This window comes from Cyanobacterium stanieri LEGE 03274 (assembly GCF_015207825.1).
Taxonomy (GTDB): Bacteria; Cyanobacteriota; Cyanobacteriia; order Cyanobacteriales; family Cyanobacteriaceae; genus Cyanobacterium; species Cyanobacterium stanieri_B.
The window spans coordinates 127,143-153,046 of sequence record NZ_JADEWC010000001.1 but is presented as its reverse complement, the minus strand read 5'-3'; the positions used below and the strand labels follow the sequence as shown (position 1 = coordinate 153,046).

Genomic DNA, 25,904 nt, shown 5'->3' with positions numbered 1-25,904 from the left:
GAAATAAAAACAATCTAGCCTATCATTTACCTAAATAATTTACTACTGATAAGAAAATAAAAATTATAGAGTAAATAAAAAGAAATTTTTTTAATCATCCCATTGCAAGGATCGTGGCGTGAACTATAATTGAATTACCTTAACAATTAAAATGTCAAAATATTATTTCTCACCATTATTGATTCTCCTCCCAAACAAAAAATAATGTTCAACATGAGAAACACCCCAATAGCTAACACCTTAAAATTATTGGCATTGCTGATTTTGAGCATGAAACATTATTAAATTACAGTAAGTGTATAGTATTAAAACTATACTATTATTACTATTGCCCATTCCCCATTGCCAAACAAAACTAAAAATTATATCTTAATTCACCAACGCCAAATTATTCTGTGTTTTGCATAGAAATCAGCTTAATCATCACCGCTTTAAAAGAAAAAAGTAACAATGGTAACTTTCAATTACCATATTTTTCAAGGTACAATTGCCTTACAAAATAATCAGTAATCAAAAAAATTTATGGAATGGACTTCAGAAGCAGAAGCAAAATTGAAAGAAATACCTTTTTTTGTACGCCCTGCCGCCAGAAAGAAGATTGAAAAGTTTGCCCAAGAAAATGGAGAAGTAACTATTACAGTGGAAGTTTATCAACGGGCAAAAGCTAAGTTTAATTAGAGTATATCACCAAAATTACTTGAATCAAGGTGAGTTTTAGGAGTTAGGTTAAAAATTAAAAATGCTGTTAATTTGATACTTTTAGCATAAATTAATTAAAGATTAACGATCACTAAAAGAAAGTAATCTTGACTGATTTTACTAAAAACAAGGTTGTTTTCTGTTGATTGTCGATCATAATAAGAACAGAATCAGATTAAATAAAAGATGATGGATAATTTACAATTGTGGCAACGTTATCAAGACTGGCTTTATTATCACGAAGGTTTAGGGCTTTATGTTGATATAAGTCGCATGGGTTTTGATGATGATTTTTACAACAATTTACAACCAAAATTTGTTGATGCTTTTGAGGCGGTAGCAAAATTAGAGCAAGGCGCCATTGCTAATCCTGATGAAAAAAGAATGGTGGGGCATTATTGGTTACGCAATGTAGATATAGCCCCTAATCAGGAGATAAAAAAAGAAATAAATGATAGTTTGACGAAAATAAAAGCATTTGCCACGGATATTCATTCAGGTAATATAACCACCCCTGATGGGGAAAAGTTTACCGATTTATTGTCAATTGGTATTGGAGGCTCAGCTTTAGGCCCTCAATTTGTTTCTTCTGCCCTCACCACAACCCATCCTCCTTTAAAGATTCACTTTATTGATAACACAGATCCCGCAGGAATCGATCGCACCTTAGCCCAAATTGGAGATAAACTAAAAACTACCCTAGTATTAGTAATCAGTAAATCAGGAGGCACTCCCGAAACCCGTAACGGGATGTTGGAAGCCAAAAAAGCCTATACAGATAAAGGCTTAAACTTTGCCGATTATGCCGTAGCCATCACCATGCCCGATGATAGCAGTAAATTATATAAAATTGTTCAGGAAGAAAAATGGCTAGAATGTTTTGCCATGTTTGATTGGGTAGGGGGGCGCACCTCAGAATTATCCGCCGTGGGATTGTTACCTGCCGCCCTAGAAGGCATCGATATTCAAGGAATGTTAGATGGGGCAAAGGAAATGGATATGGCTACCCGTATCCCCGATGTGAAAAAAAATCCTGCCGCCCTTCTTGCCCTTGGTTGGTATTATGCAGGGAATGGTAAGGGGGAAAAAGACATGGTAATTTTACCCTACAAAGATAGTTTATTATTGTTTAGCCGTTATCTACAACAGTTGGTGATGGAGTCTTTGGGTAAAGAAGAAGACTTGGACGGAAACAAAGTTTATCAGGGTATTGCTGTATATGGTAACAAAGGTTCAACGGATCAACACGCCTATGTGCAACAGTTGAGGGAAGGGGTTGCCAATTTCTTTGTTACTTTTATTGAGGTATTAAAAGATAGGGCTGGAAATTCCTTGGAGTTAGAGCCAAACATCACCAGTGGTGATTACCTTTCGGGGCTGTTACAGGGTACGAGAAAAGCTCTCTATGACAACGGTAGGGACTCCATTACGGTTACTATTAATGAGGTTACGCCAAAAATGATTGGTGCTTTAATTGCACTCTATGAAAGGGCTGTTAGTATCTATGCTTATTTAATTAATATTAATGCTTACCACCAACCCGGGGTTGAGGCTGGTAAAAAGGCAGCTGCTTCTATTTTAGATTTACAAAAGAGGGTTTTAGAAGTAGTTAAAAGCTCAAATAATTCTCTGACAATTGCGGATATTGCTAATCAAGTTGATCCTCAAGAAATAGAAGCTATTTATAAAATTTTACGCCATTTAGAGGCTAATAATAGAGGTATAAATATTAAGGGCGATCCCGAAAGGATATGCTCCGCAGGACGCACCTCACCTAGTCAATTAATCGTCCAATATCATTCCTAAAGTAACATTAGTTATTAACTAAACTCCCCCTTTAATAAGGGGGTCAGGGAATTTAGTTCAAATTATTTTACATTGCTGTTAATCTTGAAATAGATGAAAAAAACTCTTAAAAAACTATGGTTTTATATTGAAATAATTATTTTTTTCCCCCTCCTAATTCCTTATTATTTTACCACAGAAAAAGAGCTAATAAAACAAGATAATCAAAAATGGGTTGAGTATCTATCTATACAATCAAAAAATCTAATAATTCAACTAATTACACTCTTAAAAAACGCTCCCGAATATCGAAACTTATACTACTTTCGCCTAAAAAAAGGAAACCTAACAGCCAAAATCATCAGCCAAATTCTGAAAATAATTTATCGTCCCTGTGGTTATTTCTTCCTTGATGAATCCTGTAATATCGGTGGAGGCTTATTCATTCAGCACGGTTTCAGTACCATCATTATGGCAGACATGGGCGAAAATTGCTGGATAAATCAACAAGTAACCATCGGCTACAAAGACAAAACAGGCAGACCAAAAATTGGTAATAACGTCAGAATTACCGCAGGGGCAAAAGTGATCGGCAACATCGAAATCGGTGATAACGTAGTAATCGGCGCCAATGCCGTAGTCACCAAAAATGTACCCCCTAACTGCGTAGTGGTGGGAATTCCCGCCTACATTATTAAAAGAGATGGGGAAAAAGTAAAACAAGAGCTAAGATAAACATAATCAGCAATGAGTAGTTATTTTGAAACAGAAATCATGCACGCATTATCAATTCCCACTTGGATAGTCCATGTTTCTAGCGTCATCGAATGGATAGCCGCCATTTGGTTTATCTGGCGTTACGCAGAAGTAACAGGGGAAGATAGTTGGCGTTGGTTAGCATGGGGAATGTTACCCGCCCTTGTTAGCGCCATGTGTGCTTGTACTTGGCATTTTTATGATAATTTACCCCGTTTAGAATGGCTCGTTACCATCCAAGCTCTTACTACTGTTATTGGTAATTGTACCCTTTGTTTAGGGGCTTGGAAAATTTGGAGCTTCGCCACCAAACAAGAAAGCTAGTTAATGGTTAATCTGAGTTCGGGATAAAATTTATGGTCTTGTAAAGAATTGACAACTATTTTATTGCTTATTCCCTATTCCCCGTTCCGTCTTCCTGAGATTATTTTGATTATGATCAGTTTTTTCGAGCAGATTAAGACAAAAATCTGAAAAATATCTGAAGATCAAACCATAATGAGTTAAGATCCTTAACATAGAAAATCTTAAATTACTATAAAAAAAATTTAACGGAGGCAATTTATGGCTTTAGTTCCTATGAGACTTCTGCTTGACCATGCAGCAGAAAATGGTTATGGCATCCCTGCGTTTAACGTAAATAACCTCGAACAAATTCTTTCTATCATGGACGCAGCCAATGAAGCTGATAGTCCTGTTATTCTACAGGCTTCCCGTGGCGCTCGTAAATATGCTGGAGAAAACTTCCTTCGTCACCTCATCTTAGCGGCTACCGAAACCTATCCTCATATCCCTGTGGCTATGCACCAAGATCATGGTAATAGCCCTGCAACTTGTTATTCTGCTATCCGTAACGGTTTTACTAGCGTTATGATGGATGGTTCTTTACAAGAAGATGCTAAAACCCCTGCTAGTTTTGAATATAACGTCAACGTAACCGCAGAAGTTGTTAAAGTAGCTCACTCTGTTGGTGCTAGTGTTGAGGGTGAATTGGGTTGTTTAGGCTCTCTGGAAACCGGTATGGGTGAAGCCGAAGACGGTCACGGTTTTGAAGGAAAATTAGACCATTCCCAATTATTAACCGATCCCGATGAAGCAGTGGAGTTCGTAGAGCGCACCCAGGTTGACGCTTTAGCCGTTGCCATCGGTACTAGCCACGGTGCTTACAAATTTACCCGTAAGCCCACTGGTGAAATCCTCGCTATCAGCCGTATCGAAGAAATTCACGCCAAATTACCTAACACCCACTTAGTAATGCACGGTTCTTCTTCTGTACCCCAAGAGTGGTTAGATATGATCAACGAATATGGTGGTCAAATCCCTGAAACCTATGGTGTACCCGTAGAGGAAATCCAAAAAGGTATTAAGAGTGGTGTTCGTAAGGTAAATATTGACACTGACAACCGTTTAGCTATTACTGCGGCTATCCGTGAGGCGGCGGCAAAAGATCCTTCTAACTTCGATCCTCGTCACTTCTTGAAACCTTCTATGAAGTACATGAAGCAAGTATGTTTAGATCGTTATGAGCAGTTCTGGACTGCTGGTAATGCAAGTAAAATTAAGCAAGTTAGCTTAGATGATTTTGCTGCTAAATATGCTAGTGGTGAGTTAGCTGCGACTACCAAGAAAACTGTAGCTGTATAGTTTTAAGGCTGTAGTCTAATTTAGAGGAGTGGATAATATCTGCTCCTTTTTTTGTGTTTGATTGTTTGACAATTTACAATCTCAGTTAAACTAAGAAATAGAGGTTTATTGTTATTGATTAATTAGACCATGAGTGAAGATAAGAATAAGACGGCTTTTATTGGTGGTTTATTATTGGGGGGTAGTCTAGGTGCGATCGCCTCTATTTTTTTCACCCCGAGAAGCGGAAAAGAAAATCGTCAGATGTTAAAAAAAACTGCCCAAGCCCTTCCAGAAATGGCAGAAGATTTATCCTCTACCCTAAAAATTAATAGTAATCGTTTATCAGCATCGGCGCTTGATAATTGGGAACATACTTTAACAAGGCTCAAAGTTGCGATCGCCGCAGGATTAGAAGCCAGTAAAGAAGAAACTAATCAAGAAGAAGAAGAAAAATAAATATCTATGAATAATCCCATCATTTGGTTAGGATTATCCTTTGCCCTCGTTGCCCTTAGTCTCACTGCCGTTTTAATTGCCCTTATTCCCGTCGCTCAACAACTAACAAATACTGCCCGTAGTGCTGAAAAACTACTCGACACCCTTAACAAAGAATTTCCTGATACCATCGAATCCCTAAAAGCCACAAACCATGAAATCACCCAATTAACAGGGGAAGTAAAACAAGGGGTTAAAAGCGTTTCTTCCGTTAGTAAACAAATTGATAATAATCTCAATGAAGCCAAAAAACAGATTAATAACGTTCAAGTGAAAAGTAAAAGTATTTGGGCTGGATTAAAAGCAGGAGTTAAAACATGGCAAAATTACTCCTCTTTACCCGAAGACCAAGATTCCTAGCCAAGAATAACCAAAAATGTTATCATATTTTATGGTCAACGGGATGTGGCGCAGCTTGGTAGCGCACTTCGTTCGGGACGAAGGGGCCGCAGGTTCAAATCCTGTCATCCCGATGTTTCACTGTGTTAATAATTTCTGTGTGTAAGGATGTTGCGGGTGCATGAAAATTTCCTCGGTGATGCCTTGTTCAACTATTTTCCCTTGATTCATGACGGCAATACGATCGCACATATACCGAGCCACACTCAAATCATGGGTGATAAATAGATAGGTAAGTTGAAATTCTTGTTTCAAATCTAACATTAATTGTAAGACTTGGTCTTGTACGGTAGCATCTAACATACTCACAGGCTCATCACAGATTAGCAATTTGGGATTAGTAATTAAGGCTCGGGCGATCGCCACTCGTTGTTGTTGACCCCCTGATAGTTCTTTGGGATACCGTCTCAGATAATCTTCTGGAGGGCATAGACCTACTTTTTCTAGCATTTGGGTCACTTTTGACCTAATTTCTGTTTTATCCGCCAATTTATGGATTATGAGAGGTTCTGCGATCGCCTTTTCCACCGTTATAAGAGGGTTAAGACAAGCATGGGGATCTTGGAAAATCATTTGCATTTCTCGACGCAAACTGATCATGGATTGGGGAGATAATTGGCTAATATCTTGTTCCTGAAAAATTACTTGTCCTGAAGTGGGCTTGATTAATTGTAAAATTGTTCGGGATAGGGTACTTTTCCCGCAACCTGACTCCCCTACTAAACCAAAAATTTCTCCTTCATATAATTGAAGATTTATATTATCAACAGCCTTTATTATTTCTGTTTTTTTACCTAATAATTGCTCTAAAAAGTTAGCTTCTAAACTATAATATTTTTCTACATTTTTTAATTCTAAAATAGTTTTTGTTTTTTCTTTTAACGATTCTAAAATATTCTCTTTTTTTTCTTTATTATGTAGAGTAGAATTTAACAATATTTTACTATAATCATGGTGAGGATTTTTCATAATTTCCTTTACCATACCAGTTTCCACCATTTTTCCCTGATACATTACCCCGATGCGATCGCCATATTTACCTACCATATTTAAGTCATGGGAAATTAGAATTAAACCCATTTCCTGTTGTTTACAAAGAGTGGTTAACTCCTGCAAAATTTGATTAGAAATAGTTACATCAAGGCTGGTAGTAGGTTCATCCGCAATAATCAATTTCGGTTGTAGTATAAGAGTAAGGGCGATCGCCACCCGTTGACGCATACCACCGCTAAACTCATGGGGATATTGACTAAAACGCTTTTTTGGTATCTTCACCAACTCCAAGGTATCTAAAACCCTCTGTCGTATTTCCTGGGAAGATAAATCTGAACGATGGGCTTTCAAGGTTTCTTGACAATGGTTGCCAATGGTCATTAAAGGATTTAACCTTGTCATAGGATCTTGGAAAACTAACCCTATTCCCTCTCCTCGTAAACGGCGCATTTCTTGGGGGTTATAAGAGGTGATGGATTTTCCTTGAAAAAAAATATCTCCCTCAACCCTAGTATGACAGGGTAACAAACCAATAATTGTCTTACCAATAGTGGATTTTCCACAACCAGACTCCCCCACCAAGGCCACAATATCTCCCTTATCCACTGAAAAAGAAACATCATTTACCGCCCAGCTTGTATTTTTATCGCTGTCATTAACAGAACTTGGATAGGCAATTTTTAAATTTTCAATAGACAAAAGAGATGAACCCATAACACATAATAAACTTATTTAATAGCTATTTTTTTAGGTCAAAAAATTGATAACATATGAACTATTTTGCCATTTTGAAAAAACTTAATTAGAATCTGCTAAATAAAGAAATATCAATAGTTTAGGTATTTCTTAATTGTCAAAGAAGATGAAAAAATAATCATTATCAATTGACAATGCTACCATACAGCCTAATTATCCATAGTCCTATCCACAGCTTTTCTTTTTACATAATGTACATCATACCAACCCTTATCATTGTATTTGATAACAACGGCTTTGGGGGTAAAAGTAATTACATAGGTATCAAGAAATATGAGCAGTTTTGAACGATTAGGGGGTACTGCTTCCCTAACAACTTCCTCATGGCGATGGGGACTCAAAATCATTTCTATGGATTCTTTATAGGCTTGGGGAATGGCAATAATAATATGTTTAAAAATAGTTAATAAATCTTTAAGTTTTTCTTCTGTGTTGGTATATGGTGCTTTACTAAAAATGTTATAGGGTGGTAAAAGTAAAGCTACTAATATGCCTATAATCACATTAGTAATACCAAAATCAGCGGTTAATAAAAACCAAAGTATTAAACGAAAAAGGATACTGGGGACCATGCTACTACCATCCAAAATAATACAACTAACATTAAAATCATTACTCCCATAATTTGCTCTAATTCTTCAAAATATCGGGATAAAGTAAATACGGCTTTTTTAAAAATGAGAAAATGTAGAAGAAAACCGATCGCACTTAATCCCAAACCCTTGATAACATTGAGGGGAGTATAAGCGGAAATATATAAAAAATTACCTGCGAAAATGGCAACTATTAAAGGTGCTAAACCCCACCATAAATTTGAGGGAGTTTTATCAATTCCCCCCCGAGGTAAAAAGATGAACTTAGCATAAATCATGGCAGTACCCACGGCGCTAATATTCATTAATAATTCTTCGATGGATGAAAGATTTTTTAAAGCGAGGGTTTTGGCGGCAAAACCATAGAATAAAGGAAATCCGCAAATGGATAAACTACCAACACTCAAGGCTAACCATAGTCTGGTGCTAATAGCCCTATTTTGTAATTCTTGAATATTACGACTAGGTAACACACCGCTAATCATAAATAGATTTGCTTTTGCTAATCCATGGGCAAGGGCATAAAATCCGCCTACCTCTGGGGCGACTAAAATCCAGCCTAATTGAGATACGGTACTAGATGCCAATATTCTTTTGGTGTCTTGGGAAAATAGGGCGTAGGTGATGCCAAAAAAGGCGGTGGCAATGCCTACGGCATGGATGAGACTATCAAAGTCATTCATCATGATGGCACACCGTAGCAGGGGAAAAATTCCCGCTTTGACTACCACCCCTGAAAGAATGGCAGATACAGGGCTTTGGGATTCGGCATGGGTGAGGGGTAGCCATAACCCTGAGATGAAAATGCCCCCCTTGGTAAGTAAACCTAAGAAAATAAGGGCGATCGCCTCAGGGGTACTATTTATTAACCCTGTAAAAGCAAAAGATTGATTACTTTTATAAACCAATATAGCGCCGATCAAATAAAATAACATGGCAATATTGCTAGTAAAAAGATAGCGTAATCCTACCCAAATACTCCTGTCGGTGCGAGGATAAACTACCAGTAAAAAAGCTGAAATACCAATGACTTCTAAAGCTACATAAACACTGAGAAAATCTGCACTAATAAAGACAGCATTCATACTGCCATGGAGGATAATTAACAGGGTATAAAAAAAGGTTTTTTTCTTAGTTTTCCAAGAATATAATATCACTGCACCAGTTACTAGGGCATTGGTGATGATAAAATAAGCACTTAAATTGTTAACTAATAGTTGTACACCAAAATTATCTAATAACTGTAAAGATAAATCTACATTATTAATTATAATATAACTTGCATAAAAAATAGAAAATAGTACCGTTAATAAACAAAATATTTTATCTATTTTAGGTAATAAATAAACTAAAAATCCGATAAATAACGGAAGAAGAATAGAGATAATGGTTAAATTTGTCATGGAGTGTTATTTTTTTCGACTTCATTACTTTCTAAAGTGGGATTATTTTTGCCTAATTTCATTACCCCCACCAACATTAAGGCTTGAATAGAAAAACCAATCACAATGGCGGTTAAAATCACCGCTTGGGGTACAGGATCGGCATATTTGATGGATTCATTATCCACTTGCCCTGCTAAGATAGGGGTAAACATTCCCGTGCGTGATGCTACCCAGACGTAATAGGCGACTACCCCCGTACTCATCACATCCATGGACATTATTTTCATGACCAAATTTTTCTTAAAAATTGTGCCAAAAAAACCGCTCAGAATCGTTATTAAAATGAATGCTTCTAACACAGTTTAATTAGTTACTTTTATATAGTTCTTTGTTTATAGTTTAATATGTTTTGATAGAGTTTTGTATATGGTTGATATAAAAAATATTCATAGGTAAAATAATAAAATCATAAGTTTTCACGGTAAAACAGTTTCAGAGAGCTTATGATCAGTGATTATCCCATTAAAAGATTAGTTATTTAGTGCTTTGATAAAATTCTTCATAGTTGCCAATAATCCCAAAGATGGAGATTTTTGATTGGTTTCCTCCTCGTCATTTTGCCCCATCAAAATTCTGTCTAAGACTTCCCCGAGGGGTTTTTTAGGTACTTCGGTAATCAGTTCAAATTTATTATCTTCCAATTCTCGCCATACTTGCCATAAACCAGGGAAAACCCGCATCACGACGGCATCTTCAAGGGGGCGATAATAGTAACTTGATTCGAGGGTGCTTAAAAATCTTTCTCTGAGTTGCCTAGCGGCGTAACCGATACCCACGACAGAAATATCTTCTAACTGCGGTATGATCAAGATTACGGGGCGATCGCCCGCAAGATTACACAATTTTTCTACCTGTGCCACTTCTACAGCTGAAGGGGATACCACCAAATAAAACTCGTCCGTATCACTAACACGATTTTCAATGGGGCTTCTGCTACTACCCAAATCCGTCACCGCAAAAGTCGTCTCACCCCATTCCCTTCTTGCCAAAGCAGCGGCGCCTGTGTCGGGGAAAAACACCTTTAAACCTGCTCCATATTCGCTAAACAACTGGGCAAAGGCAAAAGCTAATTCTTGAGCTTTTAGGGCGATTTCAGGGATGATTAATTCAACTTGTAGGCGATTAAAACCGCTTTCTAAAGCCGTTAGGGTTGCAGTGTGTGCCTGTGCGATCGCACTTTCGAGGGATTGAGGAATTTGAGTCATATTAACTGAACTTTAGGGGTATAATGAACATCAACAAGTTTCTGTTTCTATTTTCTTATCTTAAACCGATAACTGCCATACAGAAAATGACCTCCACAATAAATTTACCCAGCACCGATGTCAACACCGATAAAACAGTAGTAGTAGAAACCTACGAATTATCAAAGATTTATCTTACAGGCTTTTGGCTCAACAAAAAAATCCCCTCCCTCAAAAACTGTACCCTTAAAGTTTATCAAGGGGAAACATTCGGTTTACTAGGGCCCAATGGTGCAGGAAAAACCACCCTACTAAAAACCCTGTTAGGCATTATCAAACCCACCTCAGGCAAAGCAAAATTACTTGGAAAACCCCTCGGCGACAACAGCGTTAAACAAAGATTAGGTTATTTACCCGAAAACGCCTATTACTACGACTTCTTAACCGCATGGGAATTTTTACACTTTATCGCCTCCCTATTCCAAATCCCCAAACATCACCAAAACAAAAGAATTTTGGAACTGCTCGACTTAGTGGGTTTAGCCAAACAAACCGCCCAAAAGAAACAGTTAAGACAGTATTCCAAAGGAATGATGCAAAGGGTAGGAATGGCCCAGGCACTAATTAACGATCCTGAAATTGTCTTTTTTGATGAACCCATGTCAGGATTAGATCCCATGGGGCGTTATCAGGTACGACAAATTATATTATCCCTCAAAGAGCAAGGAAAAACCATTTTTTTTAATTCCCATGTTTTGGCTGATGTAGAGAAAATTTGCGATCGCATTGCCATCCTTGCCCGAGGAGAATTATTAAATATAGGTTCATTGGACGAAATTTTAGGCACTCAAGAAACCTACCACGCCACCATCAGAAACTGTGAAATCACGGACATGGAAGGATGGTTAAGCAACATTAGCCAAGAAAATCATATTTGTCGAGGGGAGTTGAGAGGTAATCCCCAAGAATTTATCAATTATCTAGCCGCCACTAACGCCGAATTAGTCAGCTTAAATCTTGTGCGTGATTCCCTCGAAGATTACTTTATTCGTCAACTAGAAGAAAAGGGTATTACCTCGAGTCAATAGTTATATCAAATCTGCTTGATCACTGATAAATTAGCTCCTCAACGAGAAGCCCCACGCTGTATTTTTCTTTTAAGAACTTAGGACAAAATCAGCGTGGGATGAATCGTTGCCAAGGTATATTGCACAAATCAAGAAAGTTATGTTAACCTGTATCTAGGCTAACAACATCCGTGCCTAGAAATAGTGATAAATTTAAACTTTGAGTACCGCATATATCCAGAGCTACTACAGGAACAAACCCTTCTGGAATGGCTTTTTGTATGCAAAAAAGTTTACAATTACTGCTTGGGGGAAAGAAAAGACTGGATGAAGTCAAGGAAGTCTTGGGTAGATAGATGCTCTCTTAATAGAGAATATATTATCCCTGCGGATACCAAATACCCTGACTACTACCACCAAAAGCGACAATTGACGGAAGCAAAAAAGACTAACCCAGAATTAAAAGCGGTTCAGTCTCAGGTACTTCAAGAAGTAGTGGGAAAAGTAGATAAGGCTTTTCGAGCCTTTCATCAAAGGGGGATAGGATACCCACGATTTCGGAAGAAAATACGCTCGATGGTATTCCCCCAGTTTAAAACTTGCCCCATAGTTGGTGACAAGATTAAACTCCCCAAGATTGGCTCTGTAAAGATAATCTTGCATCGACCTATCCCTGAAGGATTTGTGGTCAAACAAGTTCAGGTGGTTCAAAAAGCATCAGGTTGGTATGCTATTTGTACAATCCAATCGGAGGGGGATATACCCAACCCCATACCTGATTTGAGTTATTCTAGTCTAGGTATAGATTTGGGTTTTGAAAAAATTATACATACCAGTAAAAATGAATCTATATGTAGACCGAGGTTTTTACTAGACTTACAAGGGCAGCTTAAATCGCTCCAACGTAAGTTAAAAAACAAGGAAAAGAGTTCAGCAAACTGGTTAAAAGTATCTCGAAAGATAGCCTTGCTCCATGAGAAAATTCACCGCAAAAGGAAGCAATATCATTATGAATTGAGTCATCATCTATGTAACCAAGCAAAAATGATATTTATAGAGGATATTTCCCCCAAAGCATGGGGGAAGGGGTTATTGCGTAAGCATTCCCTAGATTTTGCTTTTGGTGCTTTCATGGAGATACTAGCCCATGTGGCAAAAAAAAGAGACGTATATCTCCTTAAGGTTAATAAGGATTATACGTCCCAAACTTGTCCGAATTGCGGTACTCTGACAGGGAAAAAACCATTGAACGAAAGAGTCCATCATTGCTCTGAATGTGGCTTTACTTGCGACCGTGACTATGCAAGTAGCCTAGTGATAGAGCAGAGAGGATTAATAGCCGTTGGGCAAATGGTGTTGCAGTCTGTGGAGGATAATGGTATCGGGGCTGTAGAGAAATCTACAGCTAGAGCCACCCAAAGAAGCAGAAAAGCCAAATAGCGATATTTGGAAGCCCACGTCTGTACCGCAAGGTCAGCGTGGGAGTAAGTCACCGCTAGTATTATCCGCATCAATTAAAACCGCTAACTTATCCGATCTAAATTCAATTTCTCCTCGCATTTTTGTAACTATTTATTAATAGTAGATTATGGGACATCTCAGAAAATTTTTTCCATTATAAAAAATTAATCAAATTCTTCACAGTAAATCAATTAAGGTGCGCTGTGTTGATTGATCAGAGGATGTCAGTATAATAAAAATGGGAAAGAAAAACCAATCAAAATAATGAACTTAGACCAACAATTTGACAACTTAATCAATCAAGCCCCAAAATTTGGTGTACCAGCGCCCATTATGCAATATGGTGTTGTACCAGTTTTAAAAGTATATGCTCAACAATTAAGCCATCAAAAATACTACCTCAGACAAACCCTAGAAAATAATTTAGTCCTTACGGTATTAGGAAAACAAAATCAACCAGAAATAGAAAAAAAAGTTGTTTACGCTTTTCCTACGGTAGAAGATGCTGTACAGTTTGCCGATAGTAAAATTGATAAGTTAGAAATAGTGGCTCAGGAAATCAACATTAGTGAGATTTTATTTCAAATGTTTACCTTAAGGGAAGTTGATAGTATTATTTTCCTTGATACTCCCCAAGATTATCAGCAAAGTAAAGAGATTTATTGCGATAAGTTACAACAGGCTATTCAGGAAAATTTAAAGATGCTTTTGGACAAAAATAAACCCACTAATAGCACTATTGCTTAATGGTTGTGGGTTTATTCCGAAATAAGTTTATTTACTCCTCCTCCACCAAATCAAGATACTCGCCCCAAAACCCAAGGCAGGGATGATAAATAGGGCTAACCAACTGATTAAGGTAACGTGAATATTTTCAATATTGAGACGGCGATTATTTGGTAATTTAGGACTAATAGATAATTCCGATTCATCCGCACCAGATAACCAAGCAATGGAATTGAGCCAAATATCGCTGTTAAGTTGTTGGGAAAACCAACCATTGGTGGCAAAGGTTGAGTTACCGATAACTACCATTCTTGTTTCTGGGGGTAATTCGGGGATATTATTTTCTTGAATGGGTACGGGATTTGGTTCGTTTATGGGAGGTGGTTGGGGTAAATCTCCTTGGGATAAGTCTTCTTCTTGGGAAGTCTCATTTTCTGATTCTGAGGTTGCTGGTGGAGTATTTTCGGGGGTTTGTGTGTTGGACTCAGTTTGAGCGTCGGGATTTTCTCTAACTAGGGCAACACCTACGTTTAAAGGGCCTGGAAGATCTTCTTGTGGGTTAAATTCAATGGTATCTTGGGTTAAGTCATTTTCTGCCCATGTCTGAGGATTGGTTAATAAAAGAGGGTTGGGGGTAATATTTTCTTCTTGGGTGGTTAAAATTGCCCGAGCGAATGGAAAAATACTTATTCCGTTATCAAAGTTACTGGTTATGGGATGATTGCCATAATCGACAACAAAGGTGACAGATGGGCCTAAACCAAATACGTCTCCAGTGCCTGAGCCATCTACGATTAAGCCATCATGAAGCACGATTCCCCATTCCACAAAAAGGGGGTTTAAACTGACGGGGCTTTGGGCATCATACATCACTAATAGACTGCCACCGTTATTGACGAATTTTTCGATCGCCCTTACTTCTCCTTCTAGTAGTTCTCTTGTACCACTACCCATAATTAAAACATCAGCGTTAGGAGGCACTAGGGGAGTGGTGGTGAGATTTAATCCTTGTACCACATAACCCCTATCGGTTAGATTAGTTATGGCTTGAGAGAAGCTATTTTCACCCTCCTCAAGGGTAGGTTCACCATGACCCTGTAATATATATACTATCGGTTGTTCTGTGCGTTGGATAGTGGCGATTGCATTGGTAAGCGCTGTTTCCGTGAGACGACTATTAGGGGAAACCGTCTGCACCAACTGTCTTTGATTTCCCTTTTCTATATATACATCACCTTTTCTCTGAACTCCAAATTCTTGGGCTAAACTAAATCTAATCTGAGGATCGACAAATTCATATTCAAATAAGTTATTATTACGTTGATAATCTTCCAGTAAGGTGCGATCGTTAGGATTCGCAGGACTATCAAAAACATATACTCTCAAAGGCTCATCCAAATTACTCACCAATTCCCGAGACTCAGGAGAAAGAGTAAAAATTTGATTTTCCGTCAAATCTACCCGCCAAGAATAATTAATCCCCAAATAATTAATTACCCCTAAAATCAGAATAACCGAACCCGTAGAAACTAAAGCATTAGTGGTTGCCTCCGTCGAGCGCATTGCCCAAAAACCTTTATTTTGATAAAGATAAGAAATCACCACAAATCCCAAAACCAAAACACCCAAGCCCAAAACAATAAAACCAACTAGAGAAGCGGTTTCCGACAAAAAACTAACAATAACACCAGCCGATAACAAAAAAATACCGATAAACGATAAATATAACTTATAATTTTTCATAAAAAAAAATTAAATCAACCAAAATTCATAAAAATTTATAAACCACCATACAAACTACCCCGAATAAGCAACAATTAGTTATCCTATTGATTATCCAGCATAAAATTTGGTTTTTAGACTCAATAACTAAGGATCAAGATTACACCAAAATCATGTAAAACATCCCACAATGGCGCACATTCTCATCATAGACGATGATCGAACAATTCAAATTCTCCTCACTAGAACCCTCAAAAAAAGTGGCTATGAAGTCAGTATCGCCTCCGATGGCATCACAGGTTTAGAATTAGCCGAAAAAATTAAACCAGCCCTAATCATATCCGATTGGTTAATGCCCCGTATGGGAGGTTTGGATGTATGTTGGCAAGTAAAACAAAATCCCGCCCTTGCTACCACCTTTTTTATTCTCATTACCTCTAAAATATCCGTTGATGATAGAGTGCAAGGATTAGATGCAGGGGCCGACGACTTTATTTGTAAGCCCATTGACTTACAAGAATTAAAAGCCAGAGTTAGGGCAGGATTAAGACTACATCAACTTAGTCAAGATTTACAAAAGCAAAAACAACTTTTAGAACAACAGAAAAAACTACTAGAAAAACAAAAGCATCAACTAGAAACAGAATTATCAGAAGCCGCCGATTATGTTAGTGTCGTCTTACCCGAATCTTTACGCCATGAAAAAATTAATATCGATTTTCGTTTTATTCCTTCTCGTCAACTAGGAGGAGATATTTTTGATTACTTTTTTTTAGATGAAGAAAATATAGTTTTTTATTTATTAGATGTTTCTGGTCATGGTTTAGGGGCCGCACTTCCTTCTATTTCTACTTTTAATTTATTACGTTATGGTAATCTTGGAAAAGTGAATTATAAAGAACCTAATCAGGTTTTATTTAGCCTGAATAACTTCTTTCAAATGAGTAATAAAAATGATAAATATTTAACTATTTGGTATGGTATATATAATATCAATAGTAATAAATTAACCTTCTCTAGTGCAGGACATCCCCCCGCTATTTATGTTTATCAAGACAACTCAGATAAATTTCAAGTTTTAAAACTCAAAACCCCTGGACTACCCATTGGAATGTTTCCCAATGTTAATTACGACAATAGTAGTTATGAGATTGAATCCCCTTCCACTTTATATATTTTTAGTGACGGAATTTATGAAATAATCGGCAAAGATAAACAGATGTGGGGCATAGATAATTTTAGTGCGATTCTGGAAAAAGAATCAGACTTAGATAAAATTTTAGCTCAAGCAAAATCTCATAATGATAGTGACTATTTTTCTGACGATTTATCAATTATGAAAATAGAATTTAAGTAGATATATTAATGTTTGATACTAACTAAATCCATCCATCAATATATACCTTAACCCTAGTGAGTGATAATACATTTTTAAAATCAGATTTAGTATTACACACATAATTATTTATTTTTTTATTAATTGTCTTTTATTAAAATTATTTTTCATGGCATATTTAGAAACAAGATTAACTGAAGATGGTTCTCATACTTTTTATTCTCAACAATTTAAAGAAACATTTCACAGTAAATATGGAGCAAAAAAAGAATCAGAAATAACCTATATTAAAGGTTGTAATATAAAGGAAAAACTTAATAGTAAAAACAAGATTAAAGTTATCGATCTTTGTTATGGTTTAGGATATAACACGGCTTCACTATTAGATTTATATCAAAAGATCAATAGTAATGTAAGTTTAGATATTTTTGCCTTAGAAATAGATATAAATGTTCCTCAAGAAGCTATTACTAATAATCTTTTATCCTTTTATTCCTCAAAAACACAAGACTATTTAAAAAGAGTTGTCCATGATAACAAGTTGAATATTAATAATTTAAATATAGAATTATTTATTGGTGACGCTAGACAAACTATAAAAAAAATAATAGAACAAAATATTAAAGCTGATGCAATTTTTTTTGATCCTTTTTCTCCCCCTAAATGTCCTCAATTATGGACTGTAGATTTTTTAAAATTGGTGGTTCAATGTTTAGAAAATGATGGGATTTTAGCCACTTATTCTTGTTCGGCGGCGGTGAGAAAAGCAATGACATTGGTGGGATTAAATATTGGTAGGAATTATACTGTGGGTAAACGAGCGCCCGGCACCCTCGCCACTAAAAATAAGATTCCACTACAACCCTTATCATTAATGGAGTTAGAACATTTACAAACTCGGGCCGCTATTCCTTATCGTGACCCTAGCTTAACGGATAATAACATTAATATTATTAAACGTCGAGAAAAAGAACAGTCTTTATCAACTTTAGAATCTACAAGTCAATGGAAAAAGCGATGGATAATTAAAGAGCAATAAATAATATCAAATCCGTGAATCAAAATATACCTTTTATTGAACGATAAATTGTTAGCCTTGTAATTTATTGCAAGGCGATGATAATATACTTTTCACGTCGGATTGGGTGTAATAAACGAATTACTTTGGTTTGTGGATTTGCTATTCTCCCAACACCTGATACTTTCACTTTGATTATCAATTATTTGCACTTATCCATTAAGATAGTTGAGGGAAAAAATAAGGAAAAGAGAAGATGACAAGAGTAGGTGTTATCGGGGGAGGGCAATTAGCATGGATGATGGCAAAGGAAGCCCCGACACAAAAGATTATATTATCGGTACAAACTCCTAGTAGTGATGATTCAGCCGTGAGTCTAGCTGATAACGTTATATTAGCCCCCATAGATTCTATGGAGGGGACAAAAAAACTGGCTCAAAAATGTGATGTGATAACCTTTGAAAATGAATTTGTTGATCTTGAAGCTCTACAAACCTTAGCAGAAAAAGGGGTTTGTTTTCGTCCTTCCCTTAACAGTTTAGCTCCTTTGTTGGATAAGTATGAGCAAAGATGTTTTTTAAAAAGTCTTGGTTTGCCTGTACCTCGGTTTAAAAATTTTGAGAGGGTGGAGGATTTAGAAAGTTTTGGTTTTCCCTTAGTGTTGAAGGTGCGTCGTCATGGTTATGATGGACAGGGTACAATGATTGTTAAATCTGCTCAGGAGTTGGAATCTGCGTTAAAAACATTGGGTAATGTACCTTTTTTGGTAGAAGAATTTATTCCCTTTGAGTGTGAATTGGCGGTAATTGTAGCTAGGGGGTTGGATGGCATGGTTTGTAATTATCCTGTGGTGGAAACCTTTCAACAAAATCAAGTTTGTCGTTGGACGATCGCCCCTGCTAATGTTACCATAGCTCAAACAGAAGAAGTAAAAAGGATCGCCCATAAACTATTGACAGCGCTAGATTATGTGGGAGTCATGGGCATCGAATTATTTTTAGGAAAAAATGGGCAAATTTTAGTCAATGAAACTGCCCCCCGTACCCATAATTCTGGACACTATACCCTAAATGGTTGCATCACTTCTCAATTTGCCCTACAACTTCAAGCGGTTACGGGAAAACCACTGGGAAATTTAAGTTTTCAAAAACAAGGGGCTATCATGGTTAACCTATTGGGGTTAAATCATCCTCATCCCCCCTATGAAGAAAAATTACAGAAAATAAGTACCATCGAAGACGCTTTCATTCATTGGTATGAAAAAACAGAATCCCGTCCAGGGCGTAAAATGGGTCATATCACTGTTTTAACTAACTATGATACTATTACCCATGCAAGGGCGATCGTTGAGCAAATAGAGGCAATCTGGTATGACTTAGCCTAGGTTTTGGGAGCATAGGGAAAGGAAAAATCGACAATCTTAGAAACTTAGGGTGGGCATTGCCACCATCTGATACCAAATCCGATTTGTAAGGTTTACTATTATCCACCGTCTAACAATTGATAATAAACAATCATTATCTTTTGTCTGTTGCCTATTCCCTATTTCCCACCTTCCAATTATTCTCCTTGTAATTGAGGGGAATTTTCTTGAATAAATTGGATCGACTCTTGGGAAGGCCAAAGAATAATCCTATCTAATAACTCATCATCTCCCTGTTGAAGTGCCGAAATAAACCCTTCTAAAACAACCACTTCAATTTCAATGGAGTCGGCCATATCTGGTTGAGACTGTTTAAAACTGTTTACCAATGCGTTAACTTGGGATTGCTCAAAAAAGAAAGGTATAAATTCTTGATCCCCTTGTCTCACGGTAAGATAACCTTGGTCATCCCCTGCGGTAGCCACAAATAAAGGCACACCCCCAGAATATTCAGAATTTAACTGTCTAGCCTGTTCAACATCTGCCTGACGAGGTACATAGGCAAATCTAAGACCATTGGGTTGATCGGCGTTAGCCTCTGACATCTCATAAACTTCCGCTAAAGAGACGGGAATCACCTGCACTTGAGAGCCTAATTCGGGATTATTTTGTTTTAATTGCTCTACAAAATTATTAGCGTCAGTTTTACTGATAAACACCCCAGCTACTCGTCTGTTACCGTTTTCACCATCAGTGGCCACTAAGGGCGCTCCTTCTCCATCGGCAATGGTAAAAACAGGAATAGATTCTAGCTTTTCAACGATCGCCTCTTGGGGTAAAGCCAATAATTTGCCCATGGGTGTCAACCAACAACTAATGACGGTTGCTCCAACGATACTTGCATTACGAATAGTATTTATGATAGATTTCTTTTTTAACATAATCTCTCTCAATAATAAAAATTAAACTGTGCTTTTTGACGAATACTCTAATATATAGTTTCATCTAACAAAAAAGTTATTCGTCTTATTTTATCAACCGCCACTTAAAACAACAATTGATGATTTACCATCTAATTAGAGGGTAACTCCAAGCAATATCCAGCACCGTAAACGGTTTTAATATAACGAGGGCGACGGGGATCGGGTTCTAGTTTTGTTCTCAGGTGACGCACATGAACCCTAATGGTTTCGATGTCATCATTGGGATCATAACCCCATACTTCTTTGAGAATATCACTGGGGGAAACGGTTTGTCCGTGTCTTTGTAATAAACAGTGAAGTAGTTCAAATTCGAGATGGGTTAGTTTGATGGTTTTCTCAAACCAAATTACTTCAAATCTTTCGGGTACGATGGTTAAAGGCCCATAGTTGAGAATTTCGGTATGTTTTGCACTTTGGGGGGTGCGATCGCTCCTACGCAGTAGGGCTTTTACCCTTGCCAACATTTCCTCCACCTCAAAAGGTTTCGTTAAATAATCATCTGCCCCCGCGTTAAAACCTTCTACTTTGTTTTTTGTTTGACCCAGCGCCGTTAACATTAGTACAGGGATATTAGCTGTCCGTTCATCTCTCCTTAATCTTTGACAAACGGTAAAACCATCTACTTTGGGTAACATAAGATCTAGCATAATCAGATCTGGTTGCAATTGAAGGGCTAGGGCTTGACCTTTTATACCGTCTTCGGCTTGGGATATGTCATACCCTGCCATTTCGAGGTTAATTGCTACTAATTCGGAGATCGCTGGATCATCATCAATGACCAATATTCGAGACATTCTATATCAAACCTTTTGCTAATCTTGAGTTTTAAATTATTTTGTTAAAAAAATTATTAATTTTTATCTTATGTAACCGATTATAAGCAATATTACAAAAGGTGAACATTTTTTATTTATGAAATGTTACTTAAAACCCAGAATAGGCAATGGTGATAATATATTTCTTCCCGTTGAATTGTTCTTAGTTATTGATTTGTAACATAGGTTGATCGCCCGTCAACTTATAATGAACATAATCAGCTAAGATGCGATCGTGGTCAAAACAAAGATTTTTAGGAATATCCCAAAGGGGAAAAATCCCTAAATTCAAGGCATCATCATCGGCCTTTGGTTCTCCCTTCGCATGGGCAATGAAAACAATACTAATGGTGTGTTTACGGCTATCCCTGCGAGGATCGGAATAAACATAAAATTGCTCTAACAAATCAACCCTCAAACTCACCTCCTCCAAGGCTTCGCGCATGGCCGCTTGTTCCACAGATTCCCCATAATCCACAAATCCCCCCGGAATTGCCCACCCCAAAGGCTCAAATTTGCGTTCGATTAAGACAATGGGGGCTAAAGATTTACCTTTAAATTCAGGGGCAGAACTAGGGGCGATCGCCCTACGGTCAACCATTTCAATAATAATATCCACCGTGGGAGCAGGATTCTTATAAACAACCGTATCTACATCTAGCACCATAGCTTAACTAATAATTTCTAAATAATCATGTAACTGTTGACGGGTGTTAGGTTGTCTTAACTTTTGAATTGCCTTAGCCTGAATTTGTCTCACCCTTTCCCTTGAAAGGTGCATCATCGCCGCAGTATCACTAAGAGAATAAATTTTGCCATCCTCAAAACCATAGCGTAAGCGTAATATTTGGGCTTCCCTCTCACTTAAACTACTCAAAAGACTATGAACATCTTGACGCATAGAAATCAACATCAAATTTTCCTCAGGAGTCGCCGAATCAGTTTCAATCAATTCCACCAACTCCGTATTGTAATCTTCCCCTACCTTCGTTTCAAGGGAAATAGAACGGGGAATCTGACTAAGAAAACTACGCAACTCAAAAGTCGTCATTTCCATTTTTTCCGCCAACTCCTCCGCCTTCGGAGTCCTGCCAAGGGTTTGTGATAATTGCCGTTGAGTCTTTTTCAGTAAATTTAATTTTTCCGTGATGTGAATAGGAATACGGATAGAACGGCTCTGAGTGGCGATCGCCCTTGTCATCCCCTGACGAATCCACCAATAAGCATAAGTACTAAAATGATAACCCTTACGATAATCAAACTTATCCACCGCCTTTTCTAAGCCTAAAGTTCCCTCCTGAATCAAATCCAACAAATCTAACCCACGATTTTGATACTTCTTAGCAATGGAAACCACCAAACGCAGATTAGCATTAATCATATGCTTCTTAGCGCCCTTACCTGCAGACAATATATGCTCTAACTCCTCCACATCCAAACCAGCCACCTGCGCCCATCGGTGTAAACCATCATCTAAAACTTGCTCTAACTCCAAACAACTGAAATCAAGAGCAGCGCACCATTCATCAAAATTAGGACAGCGCAACAAATCCTTTGACAAAGACTCATAAACCTCAAACACATTGATATAATCCTTAATTTTTTGATCATCCTTGTGCTTATCCCGTAAATCAATCAGCTTTTTCGAGGCGCGAACTTTCCTAGCTAAATCAATTTCCTGATCCTTAGTTAAAAGAGGAATCCGCCCAATATCCCTTAAATAAAGTCTCATAGAATCCTTAGAGTTAGGGGGACGATGGACGGATTGATTTTTTTCCGAAAAAGTCACCGAAGGCGATTTGTCAGAAGAAGACGGCGAATCAGAGGACAAACCATGGGGTGATGAAGCTCGGACGTTTTCTCGGTGAAAATAAAACTTTGACATAATCGCTGTTCTTTTCCTAATGTGACTTATTCGATTTCCCTCAATATACACCAAAAAAAATTTTTCGCTACATTTTCTGCAAAAAAACTTTAATCAACTTAGTGAAGCTACACATTTGTTAACTCAACTATAAAGTTAATTTTCTTCCTGTAATTTTGTCACACGCAAATTAAAACTACCATTTCCTGAAAGAGCAAAAGAACTTACCCTAATAATATATTTTCCATCATCCATAATTCTCGTAAATAACAATGAATTGGTCGTACCATCAGGAGCATCATCATTTTCTCCCACCGTTGAACCGTCCTCCTTCATCAACACCACCACCGTATCAAATTCTTCCGAGGTAACATCAATGACAATTTGATCTCCTCTTTTTAAATTAATAAAAAAATCCCTCGCAAAACCTCCTTCCCCCGTGGGAATATCACTAGGTGAGAGAATATCTTGAACCATACGATTATGTTCAATGGCAATGGGGTTATAAACCTGTTGTGATGGTTGTGCCTGAGCCTTATAGATAATACTGGGCAAGATAAACCCCAATGTTAATAAACCACAATATTTTTTAAAATTAACCATAACAATTTAGTCCTAAATATACCGCTAATTTTAGCCTATTTTCTTGCCTAAAAAACCCCCCATAATTTTCTTAATAGCTTCCATCAAGTATAAGTAATAATACTTAAATTAGTTTTTCTGATAAAAAAAATTAATTATTTGTTCATTTTGTACGGTCAAAAGGAGGTTTTATTTGTTAAATTAAACTTAACAATCTGTAATAGTTAACCAATTTATGCTATTGAGTAAAGAAAAAAAACCCCTCTGGGTTGAAAACAAAGCATCCAGAAATACTGAAAAGTTAAAACAAGTATGGGCTACCCTTCAACCCGATAGTTGTCCATTTAGATATAATTTCCACTTGCATACCAGTTGTTCCGATGGACAATTAACCCCCGAATCATTAATTGAACAAGCCATACAAATAGGCTTACAGGGTTTAGCCATTACAGATCATCACAGCATTGATGGTTTTTATCGAGCATTATCATGGATGAAACAAAAAAAAGAGGTTAATTCTTCTATTTCCCTTCCTCATCTTTGGACTGGGGTAGAAATTACCTCCGAGCTAAACGGCACCATTGTGCATATACTAGGCTATGGTTTCGATCCCCACGCTACGGCTATTCGGAAATATTTAGGAGGCTATAAGCCCGAGGGATATGACGCCCAAGCACAGGAAGTTATTAATTGTCTCCACAACGCAGGAGCTTTGGTAGCATTAGCCCATCCTGCCCGTTATCGTCGTCCTGCCGAGGAGTTAATCACTGAAGCACATCTGCTAGGTATTGATGGGGTAGAGAGTTATTATGCTTATGGTAATCCTCAACCTTGGCAGTGTAGCCCCAAACAAATGAATGTGGTTGAATCTATGGCAAAAAAATATAATTTGTATAGCACTTGTGGCACTGACACCCATGGTAATAATATTTTGGTAAGGCTCTAATTTTTGTTTTGGTTATTTCATTTCAGGTGAGTAGTGATTTTTCCCACCACTGTTTTTGGTATTTGTTCGTAGTGGGAACTAATTTAACGTGGTTTAATAAATAGTGGTTCTTAATTCTTCGGCGTCTTGGGATTTTAGTAGATATAAACAGAGTAGATTCCAAAAGATTGCCATCATGATGGGTATTTTACGCAGAAATTTAATGGGTTGGGGTTGTTTTGATGCCTCGATTTTTTGTAGTTTAATGTTATGTTCGTTGCATTTTTCAAGTCTGGGAAAAAAGGTGGGGTTATCGGTATCGAGGATGACGGGGAATGCTTTGGCTGCGGTTTGATTGGTTTTGATGATTACTTGGCGATCATATTCTTTGGCATCTAAACCCACGGATTGATAAAAGTCTTCTCTTTCGTGGACTGTGAGGGTATGGGTGGCGAAGACGGAGAGGAGAAAGAATTTTGCCCACAGTTTGGCTTTCCATCCTTGCCACATGGATTTTTGGGAACGGAGAAGGGCGTTAAATATGTCACCGTGACGGCTTTCGTCTTGACACCAATGTTCAAATTTTTTGAAGAGGGGATAAAATTGGTAGTGGGGATTTTTTTCAAGATGACGATACATGAGGATATAACGCCAGTAGCCAATTTTTTCGGAGAGATAAACGGCGTAAATAATCCATTCGGGTTTGAAGAAGGTATAAACTCGATGTTTGGTGAGGTAGCCTAGGTCGAGGGAGATGTTAAAGTCGCCCATAGCTTTGTTTAAAAATCCTGCGTGACGGGCTTCATCCCTTGCCATGAGGCTGAAGATTTCGGCTAGGAGGGGGTTTTTGTCTTTGATACGGCGAGAAATTTCTTTGAAAAGGATAAAGCCTGAAAATTCTGAGGTGCAGGATCTTTCTAAAAATTCGATGAAGGCGGCACGGGTTTCTCCATCCACATGATCCCATGTTTTTTCAAAGTCTTCGTCTCTGATGAAGTGGTTACGATTATAGTCGTTTTTCATCTCGATTAACATCGCTCGTAGTTCGTCTTCTTGGCTTGATATATCCATAGAGGCGATCGCCCCAAAGTCGGTAGTATAAAATCTTGGGGTTAATAGGGTTTCTTTAATAGCTTGTTTTTTATTGCTTTGGGGTTTAATTACGGCTGTTGTCATATTTAATTACTTAATAGTGATTTATTTGTACAAGTTTAGATGAATTATATTTTCTTTGCATGGATTCTTTACATTACTTAAACTTAGGGTGATGGTTTTTACGTCGTTATCTTTCGAATATCAACTGCAAAAGAG

At 37.5% G+C, this 25,904-nt stretch carries 26 protein-coding genes and 1 tRNA gene; 15 read left to right on the top strand and 12 right to left on the bottom strand.

The annotated features are described in order from the left end of the window. Positions 1–522 precede the first annotated feature (522 nt). The 8 genes from IQ215_RS00675 to IQ215_RS00640 all read left to right on the top strand — a co-directional run bounded on the left by IQ215_RS00675 (position 523) and on the right by IQ215_RS00640 (position 5,834). Positions 523–678 (top strand): protochlorophyllide oxidoreductase, encoded by a 156-nt coding sequence (locus tag IQ215_RS00675; RefSeq protein ID WP_193799397.1) that lies wholly within the window; start codon positions 523–525, stop codon positions 676–678. 210 nt (positions 679–888) lie between these two features. Then, positions 889–2,505, top strand: a complete 1,617-nt coding sequence (locus IQ215_RS00670) for a glucose-6-phosphate isomerase (RefSeq protein ID WP_193799459.1) — start codon at positions 889–891, stop codon at positions 2,503–2,505. A gap of 93 nt (positions 2,506–2,598) precedes the next feature. Beyond that, complete coding sequence (locus tag IQ215_RS00665) at positions 2,599–3,219, top strand: serine O-acetyltransferase (protein ID WP_193799396.1); 621 nt, start codon at positions 2,599–2,601, stop codon at positions 3,217–3,219. Between the two features lie 39 nt (positions 3,220–3,258). After that, positions 3,259–3,564, top strand: coding sequence for a DUF2499 domain-containing protein (locus tag IQ215_RS00660; RefSeq protein ID WP_193799395.1), 306 nt, complete (start codon positions 3,259–3,261; stop codon positions 3,562–3,564). Positions 3,565–3,804: 240 nt separating this feature from the next. Then, a complete protein-coding gene (gene fba, locus IQ215_RS00655) occupies positions 3,805–4,884 on the top strand; it encodes a class II fructose-bisphosphate aldolase (RefSeq protein ID WP_193799394.1) in 1,080 nt (359 codons plus the stop codon). A gap of 129 nt (positions 4,885–5,013) precedes the next feature. Next, a complete protein-coding gene (locus IQ215_RS00650; protein ID WP_193799393.1) occupies positions 5,014–5,322 on the top strand; it encodes a YtxH domain-containing protein in 309 nt (102 codons plus the stop codon). 6 nt (positions 5,323–5,328) lie between these two features. Further along, a complete protein-coding gene (locus IQ215_RS00645) occupies positions 5,329–5,721 on the top strand; it encodes a DUF948 domain-containing protein (RefSeq protein WP_193799392.1) in 393 nt (130 codons plus the stop codon). Between the two features lie 39 nt (positions 5,722–5,760). Beyond that, positions 5,761–5,834 (top strand) — tRNA-Pro (locus IQ215_RS00640). A 4-nt stretch (positions 5,835–5,838) separates the two neighbouring features. Here the strand turns inward: IQ215_RS00640 and IQ215_RS00635 are convergent. The 5 genes from IQ215_RS00635 to IQ215_RS00615 all read right to left on the bottom strand — a co-directional run bounded on the left by IQ215_RS00635 (position 5,839) and on the right by IQ215_RS00615 (position 10,752). Continuing rightward, positions 5,839–7,467 carry a dipeptide ABC transporter ATP-binding protein gene (locus tag IQ215_RS00635; protein WP_193799391.1) on the bottom strand — a complete coding sequence of 543 codons (1,629 nt, stop codon included), beginning with the start codon at positions 7,465–7,467 and terminating at the stop codon, positions 5,839–5,841. Between the two features lie 191 nt (positions 7,468–7,658). Further along, entirely contained in the window at positions 7,659–8,081 is a 423-nt protein-coding gene (locus IQ215_RS00630) for a Na+/H+ antiporter subunit E (protein ID WP_193799390.1), read from the bottom strand. Continuing rightward, positions 8,054–9,505 (bottom strand): cation:proton antiporter, encoded by a 1,452-nt coding sequence (locus IQ215_RS00625; RefSeq protein WP_193799389.1) that lies wholly within the window; start codon positions 9,503–9,505, stop codon positions 8,054–8,056. The genes IQ215_RS00630 and IQ215_RS00625 overlap by 28 nt, the downstream gene beginning before the upstream one ends. Then, positions 9,502–9,846 carry an NADH-quinone oxidoreductase subunit K gene (locus IQ215_RS00620; RefSeq protein ID WP_193799388.1) on the bottom strand — a complete coding sequence of 115 codons (345 nt, stop codon included), beginning with the start codon at positions 9,844–9,846 and terminating at the stop codon, positions 9,502–9,504. Before IQ215_RS00620 ends, IQ215_RS00625 begins: the two co-directional genes overlap by 4 nt. A 171-nt stretch (positions 9,847–10,017) precedes the next feature. Then, positions 10,018–10,752 (bottom strand): DUF1995 family protein, encoded by a 735-nt coding sequence (locus IQ215_RS00615; RefSeq protein ID WP_193799387.1) that lies wholly within the window; start codon positions 10,750–10,752, stop codon positions 10,018–10,020. An 86-nt stretch (positions 10,753–10,838) separates the two neighbouring features. Between IQ215_RS00615 and IQ215_RS00610 the strand changes: the two genes are divergently transcribed. The 3 genes from IQ215_RS00610 (at position 10,839) to IQ215_RS00600 (ending at position 14,006) form a co-directional block, all read left to right on the top strand. Continuing rightward, complete coding sequence (locus IQ215_RS00610) at positions 10,839–11,819, top strand: ABC transporter ATP-binding protein (RefSeq protein ID WP_193799386.1); 981 nt, start codon at positions 10,839–10,841, stop codon at positions 11,817–11,819. A gap of 183 nt (positions 11,820–12,002) precedes the next feature. Continuing rightward, complete coding sequence (locus IQ215_RS00605) at positions 12,003–13,238, top strand: RNA-guided endonuclease TnpB family protein (RefSeq protein ID WP_193799385.1); 1,236 nt, start codon at positions 12,003–12,005, stop codon at positions 13,236–13,238. A 285-nt stretch (positions 13,239–13,523) separates the two neighbouring features. After that, positions 13,524–14,006: a hypothetical protein gene (locus IQ215_RS00600; RefSeq protein WP_193799384.1), complete on the top strand. Its 483-nt coding sequence runs from the start codon at positions 13,524–13,526 to the stop codon at positions 14,004–14,006. 27 nt (positions 14,007–14,033) lie between these two features. Here IQ215_RS00600 and IQ215_RS00595 read toward each other — a convergent pair whose 3' ends face one another. Continuing rightward, positions 14,034–15,728: a GldG family protein gene (locus IQ215_RS00595; protein WP_193799383.1), complete on the bottom strand. Its 1,695-nt coding sequence runs from the start codon at positions 15,726–15,728 to the stop codon at positions 14,034–14,036. Positions 15,729–15,897: 169 nt separating this feature from the next. Here IQ215_RS00595 and IQ215_RS00590 point away from each other — a divergent pair, with 169 nt between their 5' ends. The 3 genes from IQ215_RS00590 (at position 15,898) to IQ215_RS00580 (ending at position 19,445) form a co-directional block, all read left to right on the top strand. Next, positions 15,898–17,064: a PP2C family protein-serine/threonine phosphatase gene (locus IQ215_RS00590; protein WP_193799382.1), complete on the top strand. Its 1,167-nt coding sequence runs from the start codon at positions 15,898–15,900 to the stop codon at positions 17,062–17,064. Between the two features lie 148 nt (positions 17,065–17,212). Further along, positions 17,213–18,082, top strand: a complete 870-nt coding sequence (locus IQ215_RS00585; protein ID WP_193799381.1) for a tRNA (5-methylaminomethyl-2-thiouridine)(34)-methyltransferase MnmD — start codon at positions 17,213–17,215, stop codon at positions 18,080–18,082. Positions 18,083–18,317: 235 nt separating this feature from the next. After that, positions 18,318–19,445, top strand: a complete 1,128-nt coding sequence (locus IQ215_RS00580) for a 5-(carboxyamino)imidazole ribonucleotide synthase (RefSeq protein WP_193799380.1) — start codon at positions 18,318–18,320, stop codon at positions 19,443–19,445. A 176-nt stretch (positions 19,446–19,621) separates the two neighbouring features. Here IQ215_RS00580 and IQ215_RS00575 read toward each other — a convergent pair whose 3' ends face one another. The 5 genes from IQ215_RS00575 to IQ215_RS00555 form a co-directional block, all read right to left on the bottom strand. Further along, complete coding sequence (locus IQ215_RS00575) at positions 19,622–20,365, bottom strand: Tic22 family protein (RefSeq protein ID WP_193799379.1); 744 nt, start codon at positions 20,363–20,365, stop codon at positions 19,622–19,624. Positions 20,366–20,496: 131 nt separating this feature from the next. After that, on the bottom strand, positions 20,497–21,201 hold the full coding sequence (locus IQ215_RS00570; RefSeq protein WP_193799378.1) for a response regulator transcription factor: 705 nt from the start codon (positions 21,199–21,201) through the stop codon (positions 20,497–20,499). A gap of 184 nt (positions 21,202–21,385) precedes the next feature. Next, positions 21,386–21,889, bottom strand: coding sequence for an NUDIX domain-containing protein (locus IQ215_RS00565; RefSeq protein WP_193799377.1), 504 nt, complete (start codon positions 21,887–21,889; stop codon positions 21,386–21,388). 3 nt (positions 21,890–21,892) lie between these two features. Next, positions 21,893–23,107, bottom strand: a complete 1,215-nt coding sequence (locus tag IQ215_RS00560; RefSeq protein ID WP_193799376.1) for an RNA polymerase sigma factor, RpoD/SigA family — start codon at positions 23,105–23,107, stop codon at positions 21,893–21,895. A 135-nt stretch (positions 23,108–23,242) separates the two neighbouring features. After that, positions 23,243–23,689 (bottom strand): pre-peptidase C-terminal domain-containing protein, encoded by a 447-nt coding sequence (locus IQ215_RS00555; protein ID WP_193799375.1) that lies wholly within the window; start codon positions 23,687–23,689, stop codon positions 23,243–23,245. 214 nt (positions 23,690–23,903) lie between these two features. On the opposite strand from IQ215_RS00555, the gene IQ215_RS00550 reads away from it, so the two are divergent. Further along, the gene (locus IQ215_RS00550) at positions 23,904–24,614 is read left to right on the top strand and encodes a PHP domain-containing protein (RefSeq protein WP_193799374.1); all 711 of its coding nucleotides are present in this window, start codon (positions 23,904–23,906) and stop codon (positions 24,612–24,614) included. Between the two features lie 93 nt (positions 24,615–24,707). Here IQ215_RS00550 and acsF read toward each other — a convergent pair whose 3' ends face one another. Further along, a complete protein-coding gene (acsF, locus tag IQ215_RS00545; RefSeq protein ID WP_193799373.1) occupies positions 24,708–25,769 on the bottom strand; it encodes a magnesium-protoporphyrin IX monomethyl ester (oxidative) cyclase in 1,062 nt (353 codons plus the stop codon). Positions 25,770–25,904 lie beyond the last annotated feature (135 nt).

What these genes read in the sequence shown, in the direction of transcription:
- IQ215_RS00675 (WP_193799397.1), top strand. Translation starts at nt 523, where the DNA reads ATGGAATGGACTTCAGAAGCAGAAGCAAAATTGAAAGAAATACCTTTT.
- IQ215_RS00670 (WP_193799459.1), top strand. Translation starts at nt 889, where the DNA reads ATGGATAATTTACAATTGTGGCAACGTTATCAAGACTGGCTTTATTAT.
- IQ215_RS00665 (WP_193799396.1), top strand. Translation starts at nt 2,599, where the DNA reads ATGAAAAAAACTCTTAAAAAACTATGGTTTTATATTGAAATAATTATT.
- IQ215_RS00660 (WP_193799395.1), top strand. Translation starts at nt 3,259, where the DNA reads ATGCACGCATTATCAATTCCCACTTGGATAGTCCATGTTTCTAGCGTC.
- fba (WP_193799394.1), top strand. Translation starts at nt 3,805, where the DNA reads ATGGCTTTAGTTCCTATGAGACTTCTGCTTGACCATGCAGCAGAAAAT.
- IQ215_RS00650 (WP_193799393.1), top strand. Translation starts at nt 5,014, where the DNA reads ATGAGTGAAGATAAGAATAAGACGGCTTTTATTGGTGGTTTATTATTG.
- IQ215_RS00645 (WP_193799392.1), top strand. Translation starts at nt 5,329, where the DNA reads ATGAATAATCCCATCATTTGGTTAGGATTATCCTTTGCCCTCGTTGCC.
- IQ215_RS00635 (WP_193799391.1), bottom strand. Translation starts at nt 7,467, where the DNA reads ATGGGTTCATCTCTTTTGTCTATTGAAAATTTAAAAATTGCCTATCCA.
- IQ215_RS00630 (WP_193799390.1), bottom strand. Translation starts at nt 8,081, where the DNA reads ATGGTCCCCAGTATCCTTTTTCGTTTAATACTTTGGTTTTTATTAACC.
- IQ215_RS00625 (WP_193799389.1), bottom strand. Translation starts at nt 9,505, where the DNA reads ATGACAAATTTAACCATTATCTCTATTCTTCTTCCGTTATTTATCGGA.
- IQ215_RS00615 (WP_193799387.1), bottom strand. Translation starts at nt 10,752, where the DNA reads ATGACTCAAATTCCTCAATCCCTCGAAAGTGCGATCGCACAGGCACAC.
- IQ215_RS00610 (WP_193799386.1), top strand. Translation starts at nt 10,839, where the DNA reads ATGACCTCCACAATAAATTTACCCAGCACCGATGTCAACACCGATAAA.
- IQ215_RS00600 (WP_193799384.1), top strand. Translation starts at nt 13,524, where the DNA reads ATGAACTTAGACCAACAATTTGACAACTTAATCAATCAAGCCCCAAAA.
- IQ215_RS00595 (WP_193799383.1), bottom strand. Translation starts at nt 15,728, where the DNA reads ATGAAAAATTATAAGTTATATTTATCGTTTATCGGTATTTTTTTGTTA.
- IQ215_RS00590 (WP_193799382.1), top strand. Translation starts at nt 15,898, where the DNA reads ATGGCGCACATTCTCATCATAGACGATGATCGAACAATTCAAATTCTC.
- IQ215_RS00585 (WP_193799381.1), top strand. Translation starts at nt 17,213, where the DNA reads ATGGCATATTTAGAAACAAGATTAACTGAAGATGGTTCTCATACTTTT.
- IQ215_RS00580 (WP_193799380.1), top strand. Translation starts at nt 18,318, where the DNA reads ATGACAAGAGTAGGTGTTATCGGGGGAGGGCAATTAGCATGGATGATG.
- IQ215_RS00575 (WP_193799379.1), bottom strand. Translation starts at nt 20,365, where the DNA reads ATGTTAAAAAAGAAATCTATCATAAATACTATTCGTAATGCAAGTATC.
- IQ215_RS00570 (WP_193799378.1), bottom strand. Translation starts at nt 21,201, where the DNA reads ATGTCTCGAATATTGGTCATTGATGATGATCCAGCGATCTCCGAATTA.
- IQ215_RS00565 (WP_193799377.1), bottom strand. Translation starts at nt 21,889, where the DNA reads ATGGTGCTAGATGTAGATACGGTTGTTTATAAGAATCCTGCTCCCACG.
- IQ215_RS00560 (WP_193799376.1), bottom strand. Translation starts at nt 23,107, where the DNA reads ATGTCAAAGTTTTATTTTCACCGAGAAAACGTCCGAGCTTCATCACCC.
- IQ215_RS00555 (WP_193799375.1), bottom strand. Translation starts at nt 23,689, where the DNA reads ATGGTTAATTTTAAAAAATATTGTGGTTTATTAACATTGGGGTTTATC.
- IQ215_RS00550 (WP_193799374.1), top strand. Translation starts at nt 23,904, where the DNA reads ATGCTATTGAGTAAAGAAAAAAAACCCCTCTGGGTTGAAAACAAAGCA.
- acsF (WP_193799373.1), bottom strand. Translation starts at nt 25,769, where the DNA reads ATGACAACAGCCGTAATTAAACCCCAAAGCAATAAAAAACAAGCTATT.